General features: G+C 67.7%; 15 protein-coding genes. 8 read left to right on the forward strand and 7 right to left on the reverse strand.

Annotation, left to right across the window (positions count from 1 at the left end; translation table 11 throughout):
- Nucleotides 1-7 precede the first annotated feature (7 nt).
- Nucleotides 8-3,181, forward strand: a complete 3,174-nt coding sequence (locus AC5LXX_RS21120; protein WP_493412992.1) for an efflux RND transporter permease subunit — start codon at nucleotides 8-10, stop codon at nucleotides 3,179-3,181.
- A complete protein-coding gene (locus AC5LXX_RS21125; RefSeq protein WP_493412993.1) occupies nucleotides 3,178-4,689 on the forward strand; it encodes an efflux transporter outer membrane subunit in 1,512 nt (503 codons plus the stop codon). Before AC5LXX_RS21120 ends, AC5LXX_RS21125 begins: the two co-directional genes overlap by 4 nt.
- 56 nt (nucleotides 4,690-4,745) lie before the next feature.
- On the opposite strand, the gene aceE is transcribed toward AC5LXX_RS21125, so the two are convergent.
- Nucleotides 4,746-7,418, reverse strand: a complete 2,673-nt coding sequence (gene aceE / locus AC5LXX_RS21130) for a pyruvate dehydrogenase (acetyl-transferring), homodimeric type (RefSeq protein ID WP_493412994.1) — start codon at nucleotides 7,416-7,418, stop codon at nucleotides 4,746-4,748.
- A 175-nt stretch (nucleotides 7,419-7,593) separates the two neighbouring features.
- Here aceE and AC5LXX_RS21135 point away from each other — a divergent pair, with 175 nt between their 5' ends.
- Nucleotides 7,594-8,049, forward strand: coding sequence for a MarR family winged helix-turn-helix transcriptional regulator (locus AC5LXX_RS21135; protein WP_493412995.1), 456 nt, complete (start codon nucleotides 7,594-7,596; stop codon nucleotides 8,047-8,049).
- 18 nt (nucleotides 8,050-8,067) lie between these two features.
- Here AC5LXX_RS21135 and AC5LXX_RS21140 read toward each other — a convergent pair whose 3' ends face one another.
- Nucleotides 8,068-9,180 carry a transketolase-like TK C-terminal-containing protein gene (locus tag AC5LXX_RS21140; protein ID WP_493412996.1) on the reverse strand — a complete coding sequence of 371 codons (1,113 nt, stop codon included), beginning with the start codon at nucleotides 9,178-9,180 and terminating at the stop codon, nucleotides 8,068-8,070.
- Nucleotides 9,181-9,285: 105 nt separating this feature from the next.
- Between AC5LXX_RS21140 and AC5LXX_RS21145 the strand changes: the two genes are divergently transcribed.
- Both AC5LXX_RS21145 and AC5LXX_RS21150 read left to right on the forward strand, forming a co-directional pair.
- Complete coding sequence (locus AC5LXX_RS21145) at nucleotides 9,286-9,933, forward strand: glutathione S-transferase family protein (protein ID WP_493412997.1); 648 nt, start codon at nucleotides 9,286-9,288, stop codon at nucleotides 9,931-9,933.
- A gap of 202 nt (nucleotides 9,934-10,135) precedes the next feature.
- Nucleotides 10,136-11,653: a purine-cytosine permease family protein gene (locus AC5LXX_RS21150; protein ID WP_493412998.1), complete on the forward strand. Its 1,518-nt coding sequence runs from the start codon at nucleotides 10,136-10,138 to the stop codon at nucleotides 11,651-11,653.
- Between the two features lie 103 nt (nucleotides 11,654-11,756).
- Here the strand turns inward: AC5LXX_RS21150 and AC5LXX_RS21155 are convergent, their stop codons facing one another.
- Together AC5LXX_RS21155 and AC5LXX_RS21160 are read right to left on the reverse strand one after the other, a co-directional pair.
- Nucleotides 11,757-12,512 carry a glucose 1-dehydrogenase gene (locus tag AC5LXX_RS21155; RefSeq protein WP_124449884.1) on the reverse strand — a complete coding sequence of 252 codons (756 nt, stop codon included), beginning with the start codon at nucleotides 12,510-12,512 and terminating at the stop codon, nucleotides 11,757-11,759.
- Nucleotides 12,513-12,555: 43 nt separating this feature from the next.
- A complete protein-coding gene (locus tag AC5LXX_RS21160) occupies nucleotides 12,556-13,092 on the reverse strand; it encodes a VOC family protein (protein ID WP_493412999.1) in 537 nt (178 codons plus the stop codon).
- A gap of 245 nt (nucleotides 13,093-13,337) precedes the next feature.
- On the opposite strand from AC5LXX_RS21160, the gene AC5LXX_RS21165 reads away from it, so the two are divergent.
- Complete coding sequence (locus AC5LXX_RS21165; protein ID WP_493413000.1) at nucleotides 13,338-14,588, forward strand: MFS transporter; 1,251 nt, start codon at nucleotides 13,338-13,340, stop codon at nucleotides 14,586-14,588.
- 179 nt (nucleotides 14,589-14,767) lie between these two features.
- Nucleotides 14,768-15,379 (forward strand): cysteine hydrolase family protein, encoded by a 612-nt coding sequence (locus AC5LXX_RS21170; RefSeq protein WP_493413001.1) that lies wholly within the window; start codon nucleotides 14,768-14,770, stop codon nucleotides 15,377-15,379.
- 19 nt (nucleotides 15,380-15,398) lie between these two features.
- Here the strand turns inward: AC5LXX_RS21170 and AC5LXX_RS21175 are convergent, their stop codons facing one another.
- From AC5LXX_RS21175 to AC5LXX_RS21185, 3 genes are all read right to left on the reverse strand, one after another.
- Complete coding sequence (locus AC5LXX_RS21175; protein WP_493413002.1) at nucleotides 15,399-17,024, reverse strand: amidohydrolase; 1,626 nt, start codon at nucleotides 17,022-17,024, stop codon at nucleotides 15,399-15,401.
- Nucleotides 17,025-17,414: 390 nt separating this feature from the next.
- A complete protein-coding gene (locus AC5LXX_RS21180; RefSeq protein WP_493413003.1) occupies nucleotides 17,415-18,230 on the reverse strand; it encodes a helix-turn-helix transcriptional regulator in 816 nt (271 codons plus the stop codon).
- A gap of 445 nt (nucleotides 18,231-18,675) precedes the next feature.
- Nucleotides 18,676-19,047, reverse strand: a complete 372-nt coding sequence (locus AC5LXX_RS21185) for a hypothetical protein (protein WP_493405110.1) — start codon at nucleotides 19,045-19,047, stop codon at nucleotides 18,676-18,678.
- Between the two features lie 577 nt (nucleotides 19,048-19,624).
- On the opposite strand from AC5LXX_RS21185, the gene AC5LXX_RS21190 reads away from it, so the two are divergent.
- A complete protein-coding gene (locus tag AC5LXX_RS21190) occupies nucleotides 19,625-20,707 on the forward strand; it encodes a porin (protein WP_493413004.1) in 1,083 nt (360 codons plus the stop codon).
- Nucleotides 20,708-20,844: the final 137 nt, after the last annotated feature.

A 20,844-nucleotide genomic window follows, 5' to 3' on the forward strand; every position in this document is an offset into this window, starting at 1 on the left:
AGACGCAATGGATTTCTCCCGATTCTTCATCGACCGGCCGATCTTCGCGGTCGTGCTGTCGATCGTCATCTTCGCGATCGGCCTGATCTCGATTCCGATGCTGCCGGCCGGCGAATACCCGGAAGTCGTGCCGCCGAGCGTCGTCGTGCGTGCGACGTATCCGGGCGCGAACCCGAAGGAAATCGCCGAATCGGTCGCCGAACCGCTGGAAGAGGCGATCAACGGCGTCGAAGGCATCATGTACATGAAGTCGGTCGCCGGGTCGGACGGCAGCCTGCAGGTCGTCGTCACGTTCCTGCAGGGCGTCGATCCCGACACGGCTGCCGTGCGCGTGCAGAACCGTGTGAGCCAGGCGCTGTCGCGCCTGCCCGACGAGGTGCGGCAGTACGGCGTGACCACGCAGAAGCAGTCGCCGACGCCGCTGATGTACGTGAGCCTCTACTCGCCGGACAACAGCCGCGATTCGCTGTACCTGCGCAATTACCTGACGCTGCACGTGAAGGACGAGCTGTCGCGGCTCACCGGCATCGGCGACGTCGGCGTGTATGGCTCGGGCGACTACGCGATGCGGCTGTGGCTCGACCCGAACCGGCTCGCGTCGCGCGGGCTCACCGCGAGCGACGTGATCGCGGCCGTGCGCGAGCAGAACGTGCAGGTGTCGGCCGGCCAGCTCGGCGCGGAACCGTCGCCGAAGAAAAACGACTTCCTCGTGTCGATCAACGTGCGCGGCCGCCTGCGCACCGTGCAGGAATTCAGCGACATCGTGCTGCGCAACGGCGACGACGGCCAGGTCGTGAAGCTGTCCGACGTCGCGCGCATCGAGCTCGGCGCCGGCGACTACACGCTGCGCTCATACTTCAACGACAAGCATTCGGCCGTGGTCGGCATCTTCCTGTCGCCGGGCGCAAACGCGCTCGACGTCGCGAAGTCGGTGTACGCGAAGCTCGACGAGCTGTCGAAGCGGTTCCCGCCCGGCGTCGCGTATCGCCCGGTGTGGGACCCGACGGTGTTCGTGCGCGAATCGATCCGCGCGGTGCAGCACACGCTGATCGAGGCCGTCGTGCTGGTCGTGCTCGTCGTGATCCTGTTCCTGCAGACCTGGCGCGCGTCGATCATTCCGCTCGTCGCGGTGCCCGTGTCGGTGGTCGGCACGTTCGCGTGGCTCTACCTGCTCGGCTATTCGATCAATACGCTGACGCTGTTCGGGCTCGTGCTCGCGATCGGGATCGTCGTCGACGATGCGATCGTCGTCGTCGAGAACGTCGAGCGCAACATCGCGCAGGGCTTGAGCCCGCGCGATGCCGCGCACCAGGCCATGCGCGAGGTGTCGGGGCCGATCGTCGCGATCGCGCTCGTGCTGTGCGCGGTGTTCGTGCCGATGGCGTTCATGTCGGGCGTCACGGGCCAGTTCTACAGGCAGTTCGCGGTGACGATCGCGATTTCGACGGTGATCTCCGCGATCAACTCGCTGACGCTGTCGCCCGCGCTCGCCGCGAAGCTGCTGCGCCCGCACGGCGCGCCGAAGGATGCGCCGACGCGCGTGCTCGATCGCGCATTCGGCTGGCTGTTCCATCCGTTCAACCGTTTCTTCGAACGCAGCTCCGACCGCTATCACGGCGTCGTCGGACGTACGCTGAAGCGGCGAGGTGTGGTATTCGCGGTCTATGCGGCGCTGCTCGCGGCGACCGCGCTGCTGTTCAACGCGGTGCCGGGCGGCTTCATCCCGGTTCAGGACAAGCTGTACCTGTTCGCGGGCGCGAAGTTGCCGGAAGGCGCGTCGCTCGCGCGTACCAGCGCGGTGACCGAGCAGATGACGAAGATCGCGCTCGGCACCGACGGCGTCGAGATGGTGCCGGCGTTCGCGGGGCTGAATGCGCTGCAGGGCGTGAACACGCCGAACATCACGAACTCGTACGTGATCCTGAAGCCGTTCGACCAGCGTCACCGCAGCGCCGCGCAGATCAACGCGGACCTGAACGCGCGCTTCGCGGCGATCGGCAGCGGCATCACCTACGCGCTGATGCCGCCGCCGATCCAGGGCCTCGGCAACGGTTCGGGCTACTCGCTGTACCTGGAGGATCGCGGCGGCCTCGGTTACGGAGAATTGCAGAAGGCGCTGTCGGCGTTCCAGGCCGCGGTCGCGAAGACGCCGGGGATGAGCTATCCCGTCAGTTCGTACCAGGCGAACATCCCGCAGCTCGAGGTGAAGGTCGACCGGCTGAAGGCGAAGGCGCAGGGCGTCGCGTTGACCGACCTGTTCAATACGCTGCAGGTGTATCTCGGCTCGATGTACGTGAACGACTTCAACATCTTCGGCCGCGTGTATCGCGTGATGGCGCAGGCCGATGCCGGCCACCGGCAGACGGCCGCCGACATCGCGAACCTGCGCACGCGCAATGCAAAGGGCGAGATGGTGCCGATCGGCTCAATGGTGACGGTGGGGCCCGCGTACGGTCCCGATCCGGTCGTTCGCTACAACGGCTATCCGGCCGCCGACCTGATCGGCGATGCCGATCCGAAGGTGATGTCGTCGTCACAGGCGATCGCGAAGCTCCAGCAGATCGCGAAGGAGGTGCTGCCGCCCGGCATCACGCTCGAATGGACCGATCTCAGCTACCAGCAGGTCACGCAGAGCAATGCGGCGATCGTCGTGTTCCCGCTGGCCGTGATGCTCGTGTTCCTCGTGCTCGCGTCGCTGTATGAAAGCTGGACGCTGCCGCTTGCGGTGATCCTGATCGTGCCGGTGTGCATGTGCGCGGCGTTGTTCGGCGTATGGCTGTCCGGCGGCGACAACAACGTGTTCGTGCAGGTCGGCCTCGTCGTGCTGATGGGGCTCGCGTGCAAGAACGCGATCCTGATCGTCGAATTCGCGCGCGAACTCGAGATCCAGGGCAAGGGCGTGATCGAAGCGGCGCTCGAGGCATGCAAGCTGCGGCTGCGCCCGATCGTGATGACGTCGGTCGCGTTCATCGCGGGCTCGGTGCCGCTGCTGATCGGCAGCGGCGCGGGCAGTGAGGTGCGTGCGGCCACCGGCGTCACCGTGTTCGCGGGGATGCTCGGCGTCACGCTGTTCGGGCTGTTCCTGACGCCCGTGTTCTATGTGGCGGTCCGCAAGCTCGCGGGCGGCACGCCGGCCGTCTGGAGCGAACAGCACGGCACCCTCGAAGGAGAAAACCGATGAGCGCCGCTTTTCGTCTTTCCGCGCTCGCGATGTCGGTGACGCTTGCCGCATGCGCGGTGGGCCCCGATTTCAAGCGACCCGATACGGCCACGGCCGCGCGGTTCGCGCGTGACCGGCATCCGGCGACGCAGCGCGACGCGTCGCCGTCCGCTACGCCGCCCGATGCGTCGGCCGCCGCCGATGCCACGTTCTGGCGCGGCTTCGGCGATCCGGTGCTGACGCAGTTGATCGATGCGGCGCTCGCGGCCAACCAGGATCTGCAGGTCGCGGTGTCGCGCTACGATGCATCGAATGCGCTGCTGTCGCAGGCAACCTTCGACCGCTATCCGACGCTCACCGCAAGCGGCCAGATCGGTCATCAGCTGAGGAGCAAGGACCAGGCGTTCGGCGCGCCGCGCAGCCAGCGCGATACGCCGACGTCGAACGTCGGGATCAATGCCGCGTGGGAACTCGACCTGTTCGGCCGCGTGCGTCGCTCGATCGAGTCGCAGCGCGCCGAAACGGCGGCGAGTGCGGCCGACGTGCGCGCGGTACGCGTCGCGATCGCCGGCGAAGTGGCGAGCACGTACGTCGACCTGCGCGGCTCGCAGGAGCGGCTGCGAATCGCACGCGAGAACGCCGACAACCAGAAGCAGACGCTTGCGCTGATCAATGCGCGCGTCGGCGCGGGGCGAGGGTCCGAACTCGATGCGGCGCGTGCGCGTGCGCAGTACGAATCGACGACGTCGCGGATCGCCGTATACGAAGCCGCGATCGGCGTCGACGAGCATCGGCTCGCGGTGCTGACCGGACAGACGCCCGATGCGTTGATCGGCCGCTTCGATTTGCCGACAGCCGGCATGCCGCCGGGCACGCCCGTCCCGCTGCCGGCGCTGGGAGCCGACGTCGATCCCGGCACGCCGGGCGACCTGCTGCGCCGGCGCCCCGATGTCGCGGCGGCGGAGGCCAGGCTGCACTCGGCGACCGCGCGCGTCGGCGTCGCGACGGCCGATCTGTTCCCGCGCTTTACGCTGTCGGGGCTGCTCGGCAGTGCGACGAGCAGCTACGGGTTCTTCCGCGCGGGCAGCGACACGAACCTGATCGCGCTCGGCATCGACTGGTCGTTCCTCGATGTCGGCCGCGTGCGTGCACGGATCGCCGCGAGCGACGCGGAAGCGGCCGGCCAGCTCGCGCAGTACCGGCAGACCGTGCTCGGCGCACTGGAGGAAACCGAGAACGCGCTGCTGCGTGTCGCGCGTACGCGTGACGAGACCACGCACCTCGTGCGCGCGGCGGACGACAGCGCACGCGCCGCGCAGCTCGCGCAGACACGCTTCTCGGCCGGTGCGATCGACTACTACGAAGTGCTCGACGCGCAACGGACGCTGCTGCAGGCGCAGGACGCGGCGGCCGACGGACGGATGCGCAGCGCGGCGTCGACGGTCGCGCTGTACAAGGCGCTCGCGGGTGGCTGGCCGTCGGGCGTGGAGCAGGGCGTGCAGGCCCCGCTCGCGCAGTCGCAGCCGTAGCGCGGGCGGCGGCGCGCGGCAGGCAGGAGGGGGCGTGGCTGTCGCGCGCCGCGTGGTCACACGGTGGCCGGGTCGACCTTGTCGACGTCGATACCGTAGCGCCGGATGGCCTCGCCGACGCGCGCACGCTCGATCACGCCATCGTCGGCGAGCGCCTTCAGCGCAGCGATCGCGATGAAGTGCCGGTCGACCTCGAAGAACGTGCGCAGCGCCTCGCGCGTATCCGAGCGGCCGAAGCCGTCCGTGCCGAGCGACACGAAGCGCCGGCCGTCGACGAACGCACGAATCTGGTCGCCGACGATCTTCATGTAGTCGGTCGCGACGACCACCGGCCCCGTGCGACCGTCGAGGCATTGCTGCACATACGGCACACGCGGTGCCTGATCGGGATGCAGCAGGTTCCGGCGCTCCGCGGCCAGCCCGTCGCGGCGCAGCTCGGTCAGGCTCGTCGCGCTCCAGACGTCGCTCGACACGCCGAAATCCTGCGCGAGCAGGTCGCTGGCGGCGATCACTTCGCGCAGGATCGCGCCGCTGCCCATCAGTTGCACGTGCGGCGCATCGGCCTTGTGCGGTGCGCTTTCGCGCAGCAGGTAGAGCCCCTTCAGGATGCCGGCCTCCGCGCCGTCGGGCAGCGCCGGATGCGGATAGTTCTCGTTGAGGAGCGTGATGTAGTAGTAGACATCCTCCTGTTCCGCGAACATCCGCCGCAGCCCGTCGCGCACGATCACCGCGAGTTCGTACGCGTAGGTCGGGTCGTACGACACGCAGTTCGGAATCACCGACGACAGCACCTGGCTGTGCCCGTCGTTGTGCTGCAGCCCTTCGCCCATCAGCGTCGTGCGGCCCGACGTCGCGCCGAGCAGGAAGCCGCGCGTGCGCGCGTCGGCCGCGGCCCACGCGAGATCGCCGACGCGCTGCAGCCCGAACATCGAATAGAAGATATAGAACGGGATCGCCGGCAGCCCGTGGTTGCTGTATGCCGTCCCGGCCGCGATCCACGAGGCGATCGCGCCCGATTCGTTGATCCCTTCCTGCAGGATCTGCCCGTCCTTCGCTTCCCTGTAGTAGCTGAGCTGGCCCGCGTCCTGCGGCGTATAGAGCTGGCCGAGATGCGAATGGATGCCGATCTGGCGGAACAGGCCCTCCATCCCGAACGTGCGCGACTCGTCCGGCACGATCGGCACGACGAGCTTGCCGAGCTGCGGATCCTTCAGCAGCGTGCCGAGGATGCGCACGAACGCCATCGTCGTCGACAGCCCGCGCCCGCCGGAGTCCTTCAACTGCGCGTCGAACGCGGCGAGGGGCGGCACCGGCAGCGGCTGCACGGTGCTGAAGCGGGCCGGCACGTGGCCGCCGAGCGCTGCGCGGCGCTCGGCGAAATAACGTGCTTCGGCGCTGCCCGGCTCCGGCTTCAGGTAGGGCAGTTCGTCGAGCTGCGCGTCGCTGACCGGCAGCGCGAAGCGATCGCGGAACGCGCGCACCGCATCGGCGCTCATCTTCTTCAGTTGGTGGTTCACGTTCTGGCCTTCGCCGGCTTCGCCCATCCCGAAGCCCTTGACGGTTTTCGCGAGCACGACGGTCGGCCGTCCGTCCGCGCGCATCGCCTGCGCATAGGCCGCATGGACCTTCTCCGGATCGTGACCGCCGCGCGCCAGTTTCCAGATGTCGTCGTCGGACAGGTCGGCGACGAGCGCGAGCAGTTCGGGATACTTGCCGAAGAAATGCTCGCGTACGTACGCGCCGCTTTGCGACTTGAAGGTCTGGTAGTCGCCGTCGACGCACTCCATCATGCGCTGGCGCAGCAGGCCGGTCGTGTCGCGTTCGAGCAGGCGATCCCAGCCGCCGCCCCAGATCACCTTGACGACGTTCCAGCCGGCCGCGCGGAACGTGCCTTCGAGTTCCTGGATGACCTTGCCGTTGCCGCGCACGGGGCCGTCGAGGCGCTGCAGGTTGCAGTTGACGACGAAGATCAGGTTGTCGAGCCGTTCGCGCCCGGCGAGCGAGATCGCCGCGAGCGATTCGGGCTGGTCCATTTCGCCGTCGCCGAGAAATGCCCACACCTTGCGGCCCTGATGCTGTTTCAGCCCGCGGTATTCGAGGTAGCGCATGAAGCGCACCTGATACGCGGCCGTGAGCGGCCCGAGTCCCATCGACACGGTCGGAAATTGCCAGAAATCCGGCATCAGGCGCGGATGCGGATACGACGACAGCCCGTCGCGTCCTGCTTCGCGGCGGAAGTTGTCGAGCTGCGCATCCGTGATGCGGCCTTCCAGATACGCGCGGCCGTAGATGCCGGGCGCCGAATGCCCCTGGATGTAGACCATGTCGCCGTCGAACGTATCGGTGCGACCCCGGAAGAAATGATCGAAGCCGACGTCGTACAGCACCGCGGCCGACTGGTAGGTCGCGATGTGGCCGCCGACGTTCGAATGCCGGCCGGCGCGCAGCACCATCACCATTGCGTTCCAACGGATCATCGCATTCAGGCGCCGCTCGAGCGCGAGATCGCCCGGGTAGGCCGGTTGCCGCTCGCGCGGCACGGAGTTCACGTAGGCGGTCGTCACGCGGCCGTGCAGGTCGCCGTGGCGGGCTGCGTCAAGATCGGCGAGCTGGTCGAGCAGGTAGTGCGCGCGCGGGCGGCCTTCGAGCGCGATCACGGATTCGAGCGCATCGAGCCATTCGCGGGTTTCCTGCGGATCGATATCGGGTAACGCGAGAGGTGCGGTCATGCAGTGTCTCCAGAAGCATCTGGCTGCGCGGGGCGACGGTCGTGGCGCCGCGTCGCGCGACGGAACGCTCGCCGATCGGCGAGCAAAAATGGTTGCAATTGCAATCGTATGAAGGTCATTGTTATCGAGGTAAAATTTAATTGCAACTGCAATTCAACGAAAGGAACGACCTGACATGAGCGCACCCGAACCCGATCTGTGGTTCTCGTTTGTCCGCGCGCACCGGACGATGATTCGCGAGATCGAGCGCCGCCTCGCGGCGGCCGGCTTGCCCGCGTATGCGTGGTACGACGCGCTGTGGGGGCTCGAAAGCGGGCCCGACGGCACGCGTCGCATGCACGAACTGGCCGATGTGCTCGCGATCGAGCGCTACAACCTGACGCGGCTCGTCGACCGGCTCGAACAGGAAGGGCTCGTGACGCGCGCGCGGTCGGCCGACGACGGCCGCGCGGCGTTTGCGAGCATCACCGACAAGGGGCGCACGCTGCGCAAGAAGATGTGGAAGGTGTACCAGTCGACGGTCGCGGAGCTGTTTCTCGACCAGTTCGCCGGCAAGGAGCAGGCGGCGATGGCCGCCGCGCTCGACCGCGCGACGGCCGCGGCGCGCGACGCGGCCGCCGACGCGAAGTAACGGCAGCCGGCGCGCGCGTCAGCCGCGCGCATAGCGGTGCATCGCCTGCGTGGCCCAGTCGGCCGGCACGCGGCCGTCGTCGGCCAGCAGGCGGAGTGCGACCGCGGCAATCCACCGGGCATTCGGTGCGCGTGTGCCGGGGCCGGCCGTATCCGCGCCGAGCGCGGTGAAGCGGGCCGGAATGAACGCGCCGATCTGCGCGGCGACGTGCCGCTCATAGCCCGTCACCGCGAGCACCGGCGTGTCGCTTTCGCCGAGGCTCGTCCGCACGTGCGCGACGCGCGCTTCGTCGTGCGGATGCGGCAGGTTCCAGCGGTCGGTCGCGCGACCGTCGCGCGCGAGCTGCGTGTAACTCGGGCAGCTCCAGATCGTCGAATCGATCCGCCATTCGTCGTGCAGCAGGTCGGCGGCTTCCATCACGTGCGTGAGCGTGCTGCCCGCGCCGCATAGCCGGATATGCGCGGCCGCACCGGCCGCCGCACGCCGGCCGGCCCGCACCATGCCGTTGAACGCATCGCGGGCCGCCGTCGCCGACAGCGGCTTGGCATCGGGCATGCAGTCGTCATGGCCCGCGAGGTAGAAAAACCCCGGCTGGCCGGCGACATAGAGCGTGCGCAACGCGTGGCGCAGGATCGCGATCGCTTCGTGTCCCGACGCCGGGTCGTACGGCGTGCATGCGGGGTTCGCGGCCAGCCAGTGCGGAACGTCGGGCGTCACGCCCTTCGGCCAGGACGACGCGGCCGTTTCGGCATCGTTGACGAAGATCCCGCGATCGACGGTCTCGATCGATGCCAGCCGCAGCCGGTCGATCGCACGCGCGTGCAGCAGGTACAGCAGCGGCCGCTCGAAACGCTTGCCCGGATCGAGAAACCGCAGCGGCCACGCGCTGATGTGGCGATGCGCGTGCGTGTCGGTGAACGACTCGCGTGCATCTGCGCGGACGATCCACACGCGCTTCGACGTCGCCGTATCGCGTTCGAGGCAATCGGCGGCCGCGCGCATGGCGCCGAGCGGGGACACCGCGTGGCCCGGCGGTGCGAGCCGCCGCGTCGTCAGCCGTTCGAGGCAGGCTGCCGCGGCGCGGCGGGTGTCGGGCGTCCGCACGGGCGGACCGGGTCGCACAGTCTGCATGTCCCTCCTTCGAGTACTGGCATGTCACCGGCACCATCGGTTCCGGCATAGAATTGCAATTGCAACGATTGTAATTGCAACTACAACCCGACGACAAGGACCGACATGACCTCGAATCACTCCCTTACGTTCTATACGGCAGACACGCCGAACGGGCACAAGATCGCGATCTACCTGGAAGAGGCCGGCATCGCGCACGACCTCGTGCACGTGAACCTGTCCGCCGGTGAGCAGCGCAGCCCGGCGTTCCTCGCGATCAACCCGAACGGCAAGATCCCGGCCATCGTCGACCACGATACCGGGCTGGCCGTGTTCGAATCCGGCGCGATCCTGAGCTATCTCGCCGCGAAGACGGGTTGCCTGCATCCGGACACGCTGGCCGAGCGCACGGCGGTCCAGCAGTGGCTGCACTTCCAGATCGGCGGGATCGGGCCGATGCTCGGCCAGCTCTGGTGGTTCCTGCATGCATCGAAGACGGCCAATGCGGAAGCGATCGACCGCTACCGGAAGGAGGCCACGCGCCTCTATGGGGTCGTGAACGGCCGATTGTCGGAATCGGCGTACCTCGCATCGTCGCGGTATTCGATCGCCGACATCGCGGCGTTTCCGTGGCTGCGCGCGGCGGCCGAGCTCGATATCGACGTCGCCGGCTTCCCGCACGTCGAGCGCTGGCTTGCCGACATCGACGCACGGCCGGCCGTTCAGCGGGGCCTGATCGCCTGCCGCGCGCCGGCGGCAGCAGCGGCGCACTGACGTCGCATCGCCCGCGCCGCACGCGCGGCGCGGAATCCGGCCGGTTGTCCTCCCGGAAACATTGTTCTCCATCGTCGTAAACGTCTCGAATGCGTGATATTTGCGCCGCGCGATCCGGTTTAGAGTGGCCGCGAATCGATGACGATGTGTCGTATGGCCGCAGCCTTGGGCCGTACAGGCGCACCAGAGGAGTGGGAGACAAATGGGTGAAGGCAGGATTACGCAGGTCGAGTCGTTCGGTTTCGAGCGCATTCCCGATGCATCGCGCTATGCGCGGCCGATCGATCTGTTCCGGTTGCTGTTCGGCGGCTGCAATACGTTTTCCACATCGGTGCTCGGCAGCTTTCCGGTGCTGGTCGGACTGTCGTTCAAGGCGGGTGTCTGCGCGATCGTGCTCGGCGTGCTCGCCGGCACGTGCATCCTCGCGCCGATGAGCCTGTTCGGGCCGCGCAACGGCACGAGCGACCCCGTGTCGTCCGGCGCGCATTTCGGTATTCATGGCCGGATCGTCGGCTCGTTTCTCGCGCTGCTCACGTCGATCGCGTTCTTCTCGCTCGCGGTGTGGAGCTCCGGCGATGCGCTCGTCGGCGGCGCGCACGACATGGTCGGCGTGCCCGTCAACGGTTTCACGCTCGGCGCGGCCTACATGGTGTTCGCGGTGCTCGTGCTGATCGTCTGCATCTACGGTTTCCGCTTCATGCTGTGGGTCAACAAGATCGCCGTGTGGGCCGCGAGCGTGCTGTTCGTCGCGGGCCTGTTTGCATTCGCCGGCCTGTTCGACATCAACTATGCGGGCACGCTGCAGCCGGGCGGCGCGGGTTTCTGGGCCGCGTTCGTCGGCGCGGTGCTGGTTGCGCTGAGCAACCCGGTATCGTTCGCGTCGACGCTCGGCGACTGGGCGCGCTACATTCCGCAGCACACGCCGAAGCATCGCGTGATGGGCGCCGTGTTCGCCGCGCAGGTCGCGACGTTCGTGCCGTTCTTCTTCGGCCTCGCGACCGCGACGATCATCGCGGCGAAGGCGCCCGCGTTCATCGCGTCGAACGACTACGTCGGCGGGCTGCTGGCGATTTCGCCGCGCTGGTTCCTGCTGCCGATGTGCCTGATCGCGATCATCGGCGGGATGTCGACCGGCACGACCGCGCTGTACGGCACCGGGCTCGACGTGTCGAGCATGTTCCCGCGTTTCCTCAACCGCGTGCGTGCGACGCTGCTGATCGGCACGATCGCGATCGCGTTCATCTTCGTCGGCCGCTTCTGGTTCAACCTCGTCGAAAGCGTCGCGACGTTCTCGACGCTGATCGACACGTTCAGTTGCCCGTGGATGGCGATCATGGTGATCGGCTACGTGACGCGCCGCGGCTACTATCTCGCCGACGACCTGCAGGTGTTCAACCGCGGCCTGCACGGCGGCCACTACTGGTTCACGCACGGCTGGAACGTGCGCGCGATGGGCGCATGGCTGCCGGCCGCGTTCATCGGGCTCGCGTTCGTGAACCTGCCGGGCCAGTTCGTCGGGCCGCTCGGTTACCTCGCGGGCGGGCTCGACCTGAGCGTGCCGGTATCGCTGGCGGTGGGCGGGCTGCTGTACTTCGTGCTGCTGACTTTGTATCCGGAGCCGGACGGCGTGTACGGCCCGCACGGGCGCCGCTTCGTGCGCGGCGGCAAGCAGGGTGCGCGCGGAGCCGGTGCGCCGGCGATCCAGCCGAAGGGGTATTGAGCGGCGCTGGGTGCGCGGCCGCTTGCTCCTTGTCGCGAAACGCCAACGCCGCCGTGCGGGTCAAGCCGCCGGCGGCGTTGCCGTTGCCGGCTGGCGCGGTGGATCAGTGGAACGTGCTGCCCGCGAGCAACCCGCCGTCGACGATGAATTCCGCCCCCGTGCAATACGCCGATTCGTCCGACGCGAGGAACAGCACGAGGCTCGCCACTTCGTCGGGTTTGCCGATGCGTGCGATCGGCAGGCCGCTGTAGATCGACGACGGATCGAAATCCGCGAACTCGGGCGGGCGCGCCATCACCGTATCGATGCCGCCCGGATGCACCGAGTTCACGCGAATGCCGTAGCGGCCGAATTCGAGCGCGGCTGCCTTTGTCATCCCGCGCACGGCGAACTTGCTCGACACATATGCGCTGCCGCCCGCGACGCCTTCCATCCCGGCCGTCGACGACACGTTGACGATCGAGCCGCCGCCGGCTTCCTTCAGCGCGGCCACGGCCGATTTCATGCCGAGCCAGCAGCCGACCTGGTTCACGTCGATCACCTTGCGATAGTCGTCGAGCGAGCACGATTCGATCGGCACGAGTTTCAGGATCGCTGCGTTGTTCACGAGGACGTCGAGCCGGCCGAACTGCGCGAGCGTCGCCTGGACGGCCGCCTGCCAGTCGGCTTCGCTCGTGACGTCGAGATGCTGGAATCGTGCGGCGTCGCCGAGTTCGGCCGCGACGCGCCGGCCGGCGTCGTCCAGCACGTCGGCGATCACCACGCGCGCGCCTTCGGCGACGAACCGGCGTGCTTCTGCTTCGCCCTGGCCGCGGGCGCCGCCCGTGATCAGCGCCACCTTGCCTTCGAGTCGTTTCATCCTGCTTGCTCCTGTGAGTGAGGGGGGACGCGCGCGGGTCCGCTCATGCGGAGGCGGCCGCCGCGTCGATGATGCGAACCGGATCGGTGCCGTCCCAGGCGAGTGCTTCGGCGATGCCGTGCACGATCATGTCGCGCATGCCCGCGCCTTCGATCACTTCGACGCGCACGTCGGGATCGTCGGGGTCGTCGAGATACGCGACGCGCGTGGCCGGGTTGCACGCTTCGAACACGACGCGCAGGCCGCGCGCGATGAGCCGTGCGACCGCCGCATCGAGATCGTCGACGACCCACGCGACGTGATGCAGGCCCGCGAGCGGTTGCCCGTGCACATCGCGGTACGGCGACGGCGCGTCGTTCGTTACGTGGATCAGTTCGATCTGCAGATCGCCGCGATACGCGAGCCCGACGTCCATCGTGACCGTCACCGGTTCGCCGAGATACCGGCCGTCGAGGCGGACATTGCGGAATACGGTCCACGGGCCGACGTCGTGGCGGGCGCGCCAGCGCGCGATGCTGCGGTCGAGGTCGGCGACCACGTAGCCGATCTGGTCGACGGGGCCGGGGAGTGGGGCGTTCATGTCGTCTCCGTGGCGGACGCATCGATGCGTACCGCGCGATGAATGACGGCCATGATCGCAACAAAGCGCGTGCTCCGTGCCGTCCAAACGGACGAGTGCGCGTGGGTTGCGCCGGCGACCCATCGGCGCGGGCGGCATGGCGGGTATCGGCACGGCCGATGATTAGCATCGCGGGCGGCGGCCTACCGGCGCCGCCGCGCGGTCATTACGCTTGGGCGATCATCCACTTCGTCCGGAAGGTCGCCATGTCCCGTCTCGACTACAAGTTGCTCGGCCCCTGCCTGCTCGCCATCGCGCTCGACGCGATGGGGTTCGGGCTCGTCTACCCGATGATGTCCGCGATCTTCAGCGATTCGCACGCGGGCATCCTGCCGGCCGACGCCGGCGAGCACGCGCGCAATTTCTATCTCGGTCTCGGCTACGGGATCTACCCGCTGTGCATGTTCTTCGGCTCGTCGCTGATGGGCGAGCTGTCCGATCGCTACGGCCGCCGCCGCGTCCTGCTGCTGTGCGTGCTCGGTCTCGCGGCCGGCTACGCGATGATGGCGGCCGGTGCGTGGCACGCCAGCATCGCGCTGCTGCTGGCCGGGCGCGGGCTCACCGGCCTGATGGCCGGTTGCCAGGGCATCGCGCAGGCGGCGATCACCGACCTGAGCACGCCCGAGAACAAGGCGTACAACATGAGCATCATGTCGCTCGCGTTCAGCGCGGGCGTGATCGTCGGTCCGGTGCTCGGCGGCGTCACGTCCGACCGGACGATCTCGCCGCTGTTCGACTACGGTACGCCGTTCGTGCTGGTCGCCGTGCTGTCGCTCGCCTGCGCGTTCTGGACCTGGGCGTCGTATCGCGACTCGGCCGCGCCGCGCGGCGACACGCGCATCGATCCGCTGCTGCCGCTGCGGATCATCTGGGAGGCCGCGCGCCAGCGCAACGTCGCGTTCCTGTCGGTGGTGTTCTTCCTGATGCAGGTCGGCTACGGGCTGTACCTGCAGACCATCATGCTGCTGCTGCAGGCGAAATTCGGTTATACGAGCGCGCGGCTCGGGCTGTTCAGCGGCGTGATCGGCATCTGCTTCGTGTTCGGCCTGCTGTTCGTCGTGCGGCTGATGCTGCGCGTGTGGCGCGTGATCGACATCGCGAAGACGGGCTTGCTCGTCGCCGGGCTGGGCCAGGTCCTGTCGGCGTTGTTCCCGCACGAACCGGTGCTGTGGGCGCTCGCGATGGTCGTCGGCTGTTTCGACATGGTTGCGTACACGACGATGTATACGGCGTTCTCCGACGCCGTCAGCGAGGACCGGCAAGGCTGGGCGCTCGGCGTCGCGGGCTCGGTGATGGCGGTCGCGTGGGTCGTGACGGGCGCGCTGACGAACCTGCTGCCGGTGTTCGGCGAGACCGGCCTGCTGCTGATCGGCGGTGCGGGCTTCCTGCTCAGCTTCGCGATGATGGTCGCGTACGGGCGTACGCGGCCGGGTGCCCGTACGGCCGCTCTGTCGTAAGCGGCACGCGCGCACGTTGGCCCGATCCTGTCGGACGTTGTCCCGCGCGCCGCTGTCGCGCACGGCCGCGCGGCCCGACACTGGCGCCTCGCGGCCGGTGAAGGATCGGGCCGCGTCCGGCGGCGCCGGCAAGACCGGCGTGCCGTCCGATCGATGTGCGAACCCAAAGAGAGCGACCCATGCAACACCCGACCATCCGTACCCTGGCCGGCGCGACCGCGCCGACGTCGATCGACGCCGCCCGTAGCGCGCTGCTGGTGATCGATTTCCAGAACGAGTACTTCAGCGGCCGCCTGCCGATTCCGGAAGGGCCGCGCGCGCTGGGCAATGCGCGGCGCGTGATCGCGTTCGCCGACCGCGCGGGCATTCCGGTGTTTCACGTCCAGCACGTCGATACGGCCGACAGCCCGATCTTCGCCGAAGGCAGCGACGGCTTCCGCTTCCACGCGGACCTGCAGCCGGCGCCGCACCACGCGGTCGTGAAGAAGACGTCGGTCAGCGTGTTCCCGACGACGGACCTCGATGCGCGCCTGAAGGCGGCCGGCATCGACACGCTGATCGTCACGGGCCTGATGACGCATGCGTGCGTGGCCGGCGCGGCACGTGACGCGGTGCCGCTCGGCTATGCGGTGATCGTCGTCGACGACGCGTGTGCGACGCGCGACCTCGACGTCGCGGACGGCGGGACGGTGCCGCACCGCGAGCTCCATCGCGCGACGCTGGCCGCGCTGTCGGACACGTTCGGCGACGTGCTGACGACCGAGCAGGTACTGGCGCTCGGCGTCGCCTGACGACGGCGCGGGCCGACGCTCAGTCGGCCCAGCCCGGCGCGGCGTGCACGACTTCGCCGCGGAAGCACGTCTCGATCACGCGGGCCTGCGCGAACGTCTCGACCGGGTGCGCGAACGGATTGCGGTCGAGGATCGCGAAGCTTGCATCCTTGCCCGCTTCGAGCGAACCCGTGCAGTCGTCGAATCGCAGCGCGTACGCGGTGTTGACCGTATAGGCCTCGAGCATCGTGAGCAGGTCGAGCCGTTCGTGCGGATTCCACGGCGGGCTGTCGGGCTGGTCGATCAGCAGATGCGTGACGCCCGTCTGGATGATCTGCATCGGGTCCATCGTGCTGACCGACCAGTCGGAACCGGCCGCGAGCATCGCGCCCGCGTTGCGCAGGCTGCGGAACGGATAGTTGCGCGCGGTGCGCTCGTCGCCGAGCAGGTCGCGATAAAGCTGTTGCTGCTCGTCGCGGGCGGCCGTCCACAGCGTCTGCACGCTCGCGATCGCGCCGAGCCGGTTGAAGCGGCTCATGTCGGCCGGATCGACGAGCTGCAGGTGCGCAAGCTGTGCGCGCCGGTCGCGCATGCCGTTGCGGCGCTGGATGTGTTCGAGCGCGTCGAGCGTCATGCGCACCGCGCGGTCGGCGAGCGTATGGAAGTGCAGATCGAAGCCGGCCGTATCGGCGAGCAGGCAGATTTCGTTCAGCGCGTCCTGGCTCCACAGCGCGAGGCCGCAGTCGTCGGTGCCCGCGTACGGTTCGAGCAGCGCGGCGGTTTTCGATTCCGGCACGCCGTCGACGAAGATCTTCACCGTATGCAGGCGCAGGTTGTCGCGTTCGTATTCGCGACGCCAGGCGACGAAGCGCTCGACCTGCTCGCGCGGGTCGCGGCGCGGGTTCGCGTACAGGCCCGCGCTCATGTACGCCTTCAGCGTACCCGCGCGCTGCGCGTCGGCATAGGCCTTGAGCTGGTCTTCCTCGACGCGGGCGTCGAACCAGCCGGTGATGCCGTAGCCGTGTGCCATCGCGTGCGCCTTGGCGAGCGACTTCGGGTAGCCGGCCGGGCTCAGTTGCGGAATGATCGGGCACACGCGGTAGAACGCCGCTTCGTGTACGACGCCGGTCGGCACGCCCGACGCGTCACGCTCGATCACGTCGCCCGACGGATTGGGCGTGTCGGCCTGGATGCCGGCCGCCTCGAGCCCCTTCGTGTTGAGGCAGCCGCTGTGCACGTCGGAGCCGACCACGAGCAGCGGCCGGTCGGGCACGACGCGGTCGAGCAGCGCGCGGGTCGGATACGCGCCGAACGCGGCGAGGTTCGCGCCGCCGAGATAGACCCACGGCTCGTTCGGCGTCGCGTCGGCGCATGCGCGGATGCGTTGCAGGATCGTCTCGGGATCGTTGATGCCGGACAGGTCGAAGTCGCCGAGGATCTGATGGCCTTCGAGCGGATGCACGTGACCGTCGATCAGGCCCGGCAGCATCAGTCGGCCGGCGAGATCGACCATCCGCGTCGCGGGGCCGGCCAGCGGGCGGATGTCGTCGTCGCGGCCAACCGCGACGATCTTGCCGTCCTGGGTGGCGAGCGCCTGCGCGAAGCGGCGTTGCGCGTCGCCCGTGTAAAGCAGGCCGTTCAGATAGACGGTATCGGCGTGTTGCATGTGTCTGCTCCGGTAAGGAGATCGACGGGCGCACGTGTCCGGCGGCCGGGCCATCTGGCTCGTCCGGTCGCGTGAACCCGGCCGGGTTGGAATGGGAAAGGGGCGTTACGTGCCGGTGCTGCGCGGCCCGGGCGGCGCAGTGCCGCGCCGGAGGCCGGCGACGGTTGCCGGAGCGTCATGCCGGTTTCGCCGATGAATTCGTATCGGCGAATCGAGGGGCGACGGGCGCGCGGCCGCGCGGGCCGGTGTCGAACCGGTATTCGGCATTCCGTATCTCCGTGGTATCCGACGCGCTACGGCGCTCGGGTGAGTCAGATACTAGAAGCGGGGCGGGCGGCTGTCTGTCATTGTTTTGAGGACAACGCGCGACAAAGGCGGTGGGGGCGGCGCTTACTGGCTGTGGTCTTCCGGCACGGCTTCTTCAGTCACGCACCACGCGAACAGCCCTGCACGGTTCGCGACGCCGAGCTTCGCGAGCGCGCGCCCGAGATAGGTGCGCACGCTGCTCGGCTTGAGCGCGAGCGTGTCGGCGATCTGCGGGACGGGCTGCCCCTGCAGCACCGCGCGGCAGACGAGCCGCTCGCGCTGCGACAGCGCCGCACCGCTGGCCGCCAGCCGCTGTTCGAAGCGTTGCAGCAGCGCGCCGTCGTCCGAGCGCGGCGTCAGGCGGGCGAGCCGCGCGTGCTGGATCAGCAGCGGCAGCACGAAATCGCCGAGCTGACGCAGCAGCGCCAGTTCGGCCAGCGTATAGGACGGCTGGCCGCGTCGGCGGAACAGCGAGAACGCATAGACATAGTCGCGCTCGCTGCCGAGCAGCGTGCAGTCCTCGCCGAGCTCGCCGAGCGCGAACTGGCGGCCGTACTCGGTCGCCGTGTCAATGTCCTCGTTGCAGGAGAACACGAGCTGCGAATCGGTAGCGCGCTCGATATGCGGGAGCAGCGTGTCGTTGCGCCAGTCGCCCCGTGTATACAGATCGAGTGCATGGCGCGTGCCGTCGGGATCGTCGCCGCCGGCGAAGAACAGCACGTCGACGCTGTCGACCGAATGCGACGGCGCGTCACGCCGGTAGCGTGTCGCGACGCTGTAATGGGATTGCGGATCGACGGTTTCGCGCAGCCACGCCCAAAGCCGGGCGGGAAACTGCGGACTGCCGAGGCTGGCGACCAGGTCGCCGGCGTTGCTCAGGGAAATATGGGCGGGGCTCATCATTGACACCGTCTGCGCGAACGGCCGCCGGTGCGGGCCGTGCTTCGCCTGCGCCAGAGCGGCGGCGAAGCACGATTGTAGGAGACTTCGCCGGCGCCGGGCATCCGCGCTTGCCCGGCGCGTCGCCGTGTGCGGGAACCGGCGGGCGTTGAGCAGCGCGCACTGACCGCTTCGCCGGTGCAGGATGTGCCGAAGATGATGCGCGATGGGATGGCGCACGGCCGGATGCGTTCGCATCGCCATCGATTGATTTCGTTATCCGAAGGATGCAGTCACGACGACGCGCTGCGATGATGGGGCGAGGTATTCGGCGCAAAGACGGCAGCGTGCTGCCGTAACGATGTGCTGATGGCGGGCCACGCATCCTGATGCAACGGCGCGAACGACGCCGCTACCCGCGCGCCGCCCGGCTCCGGACCTTCATCGGCCGGAGCCGGGCGACGGCTTAGCGCCACGACCCGTCTACGTAGACCCACACCGGCCCCTGGCGGCGCCAGTAGCCGGGTACCCAGCGACGCCCGGGGCGCCGTGCGACCCAGCGGCCGGACACCCATATATAGCGGCCACGCTGCCAGCGCCAGTAGCCGTCCGTCCATATATAGCCGTGTGGCCGGGGCGGCGGCGGCCGGCGATCGTGCCGGGCTGCCGGCGGCCCGGAGCGCGGGCGATCGTCGTAGGGCGGCCCGCCGGGCACGCGGTTCGGGCCGGACGGCCGGTACACGGGCGGCGCGGGCTGGGCCGAGGCGGCGCGCAGCCAGCCGGTGCCGGCGAAGGCGGCGGTCAATCCGATGGCGCGCAACAACGAGCGTCGATTCATGGCGTGTCCTGTTCAGTATTGAAGGCTGCCTTACATTAGCCTGCCAGTGCGCCGGCCGGGTTACGCGAGCGGTTAAGGCTGTTACTGCGCGTCACGGCAGGCGGCCGACGCCAGTTCCTTTCTGTCGGCTGACGGAGACGTCGCCCGAGGCGGCCTGTTTACTGATGGGCGAGTACGTTTTAGGCGTCCGACACCGGAGAATCGAGGCTGAAATAGGTATAAATTACCGATTCAGGGGTGATGAGCCAGATCCGTTTGTTGTTTCTATGCAACCGTCAAGACGATGACATGTAAGAATGATGCGATGAATGCCTCCAAAATGCCGTCGTCAAGAAGTCAAAAACAAACGTTAAAACAAATACTTATGAACGACCCCCACTTTCATTATTTCTAGTTCTGGAAAAGCTTATTTCTTTATTTGCGGATCGCTCCCCTAGGGTACACCCCTAAACTCACGGTTCCCAAACGGGCAACTATCCGGGCGTAGCCAGCAGGACCGATGGCACTCCCGGGCGGTTGCAGACCGTTTATGAACAAGGTCGCGAGACCTGCCTCTTTTTAGAAGGGAGCTCCACGAATGAACAAGACTCTGATCGTTGCAGCAGCTGCAGCATCGTTCGCAACCGTCGCTCACGCGCAAAGCAGCGTCACGCTGTACGGCGTGCTGGACGCAGGCATCACCTACCAAAGCAACGTCGCCAGCAAGTCGCTGTGGTCGATGGGCTCGGGTATCGACCAGAGCCGTTTCGGCCTGCGTGGTTCGGAAGACCTCGGTGGCGGCCTGAAGGCAATCTTCACGTTGGAAAGCGGCTTCGGCATCGGTAACGGCAAGCTGGGCAACAACGGCGGCATGTTCAACCGTCAAGCATTTGTCGGTCTGTCGAGCCAGTACGGCACGGTCACGCTGGGCAAGCAGTACGACGCAACGCAAGACTACCTGGCGCCGCTGACGGCAACGGGCACGTGGGGCGGCACGTACTTCGCGCACCCGGGCAACAACGACCGCCTGAGCACGAACGGCGACGTCGCACTGAACAACTCGATCAAGTACACGAGCGCTAACTACGCTGGCCTGCAATTCGGCGGCACGTACTCGTTCTCGAACAACCAGAACTTCGGCAACAACCGTGCGTACAGCGCTGGTGCGTCGTACCAGTTCCAAGGCCTGAAGCTGGGTGCAGCGTACTCGCAAGCTAACCTGGGCGACGGCACGAACGCAAACGGCGCGACGAACATCGCTTCGCAAGGTCGCGTCCGCACGTACGGTGCTGGTGCTGGCTACGCATTCGGCCCGGCACAAGTCGGCGCTGCATGGACGCAATCGCGTATCGACAACGTTCCGGGTCAAGCTGGTGCGTTCCGTACGGACAACTACGAAGTCAACGCAAAGTACAACCTGACGCCGGCTCTCGGCCTGGGCGCAGCATACACGTACACGAACACGAAGGTCGACGGTGGCAGCTCGCACTGGAACCAGTTCGGCGTGCAAGCTGACTACGCTCTGTCGAAGCGCACCGACGTGTACGCACAAGCTGTGTACCAGCGCGGCGCGAAGGGCAATGCGTTCGGCACGTCGATCTACAACGGCGACAACACGACGGCAGCGAGCTCGTCGATCAACCAAACCGCAGCAACGGTTGGTCTGCGTCACCGCTTCTAAGCGTGACGGCGGGGTAACCCGCTTCGCAGCATCGAAAAAGGCGCCTTCGGGCGCCTTTTTTTCGTCTGCGGAATGCGATGGCGACGATTCGGGTCGCCCGGATGCAAAAAAGCGAGGCCAGTTCAGTGCCTCGCTTT

The organism is Burkholderia torrens (assembly GCF_984668525.1).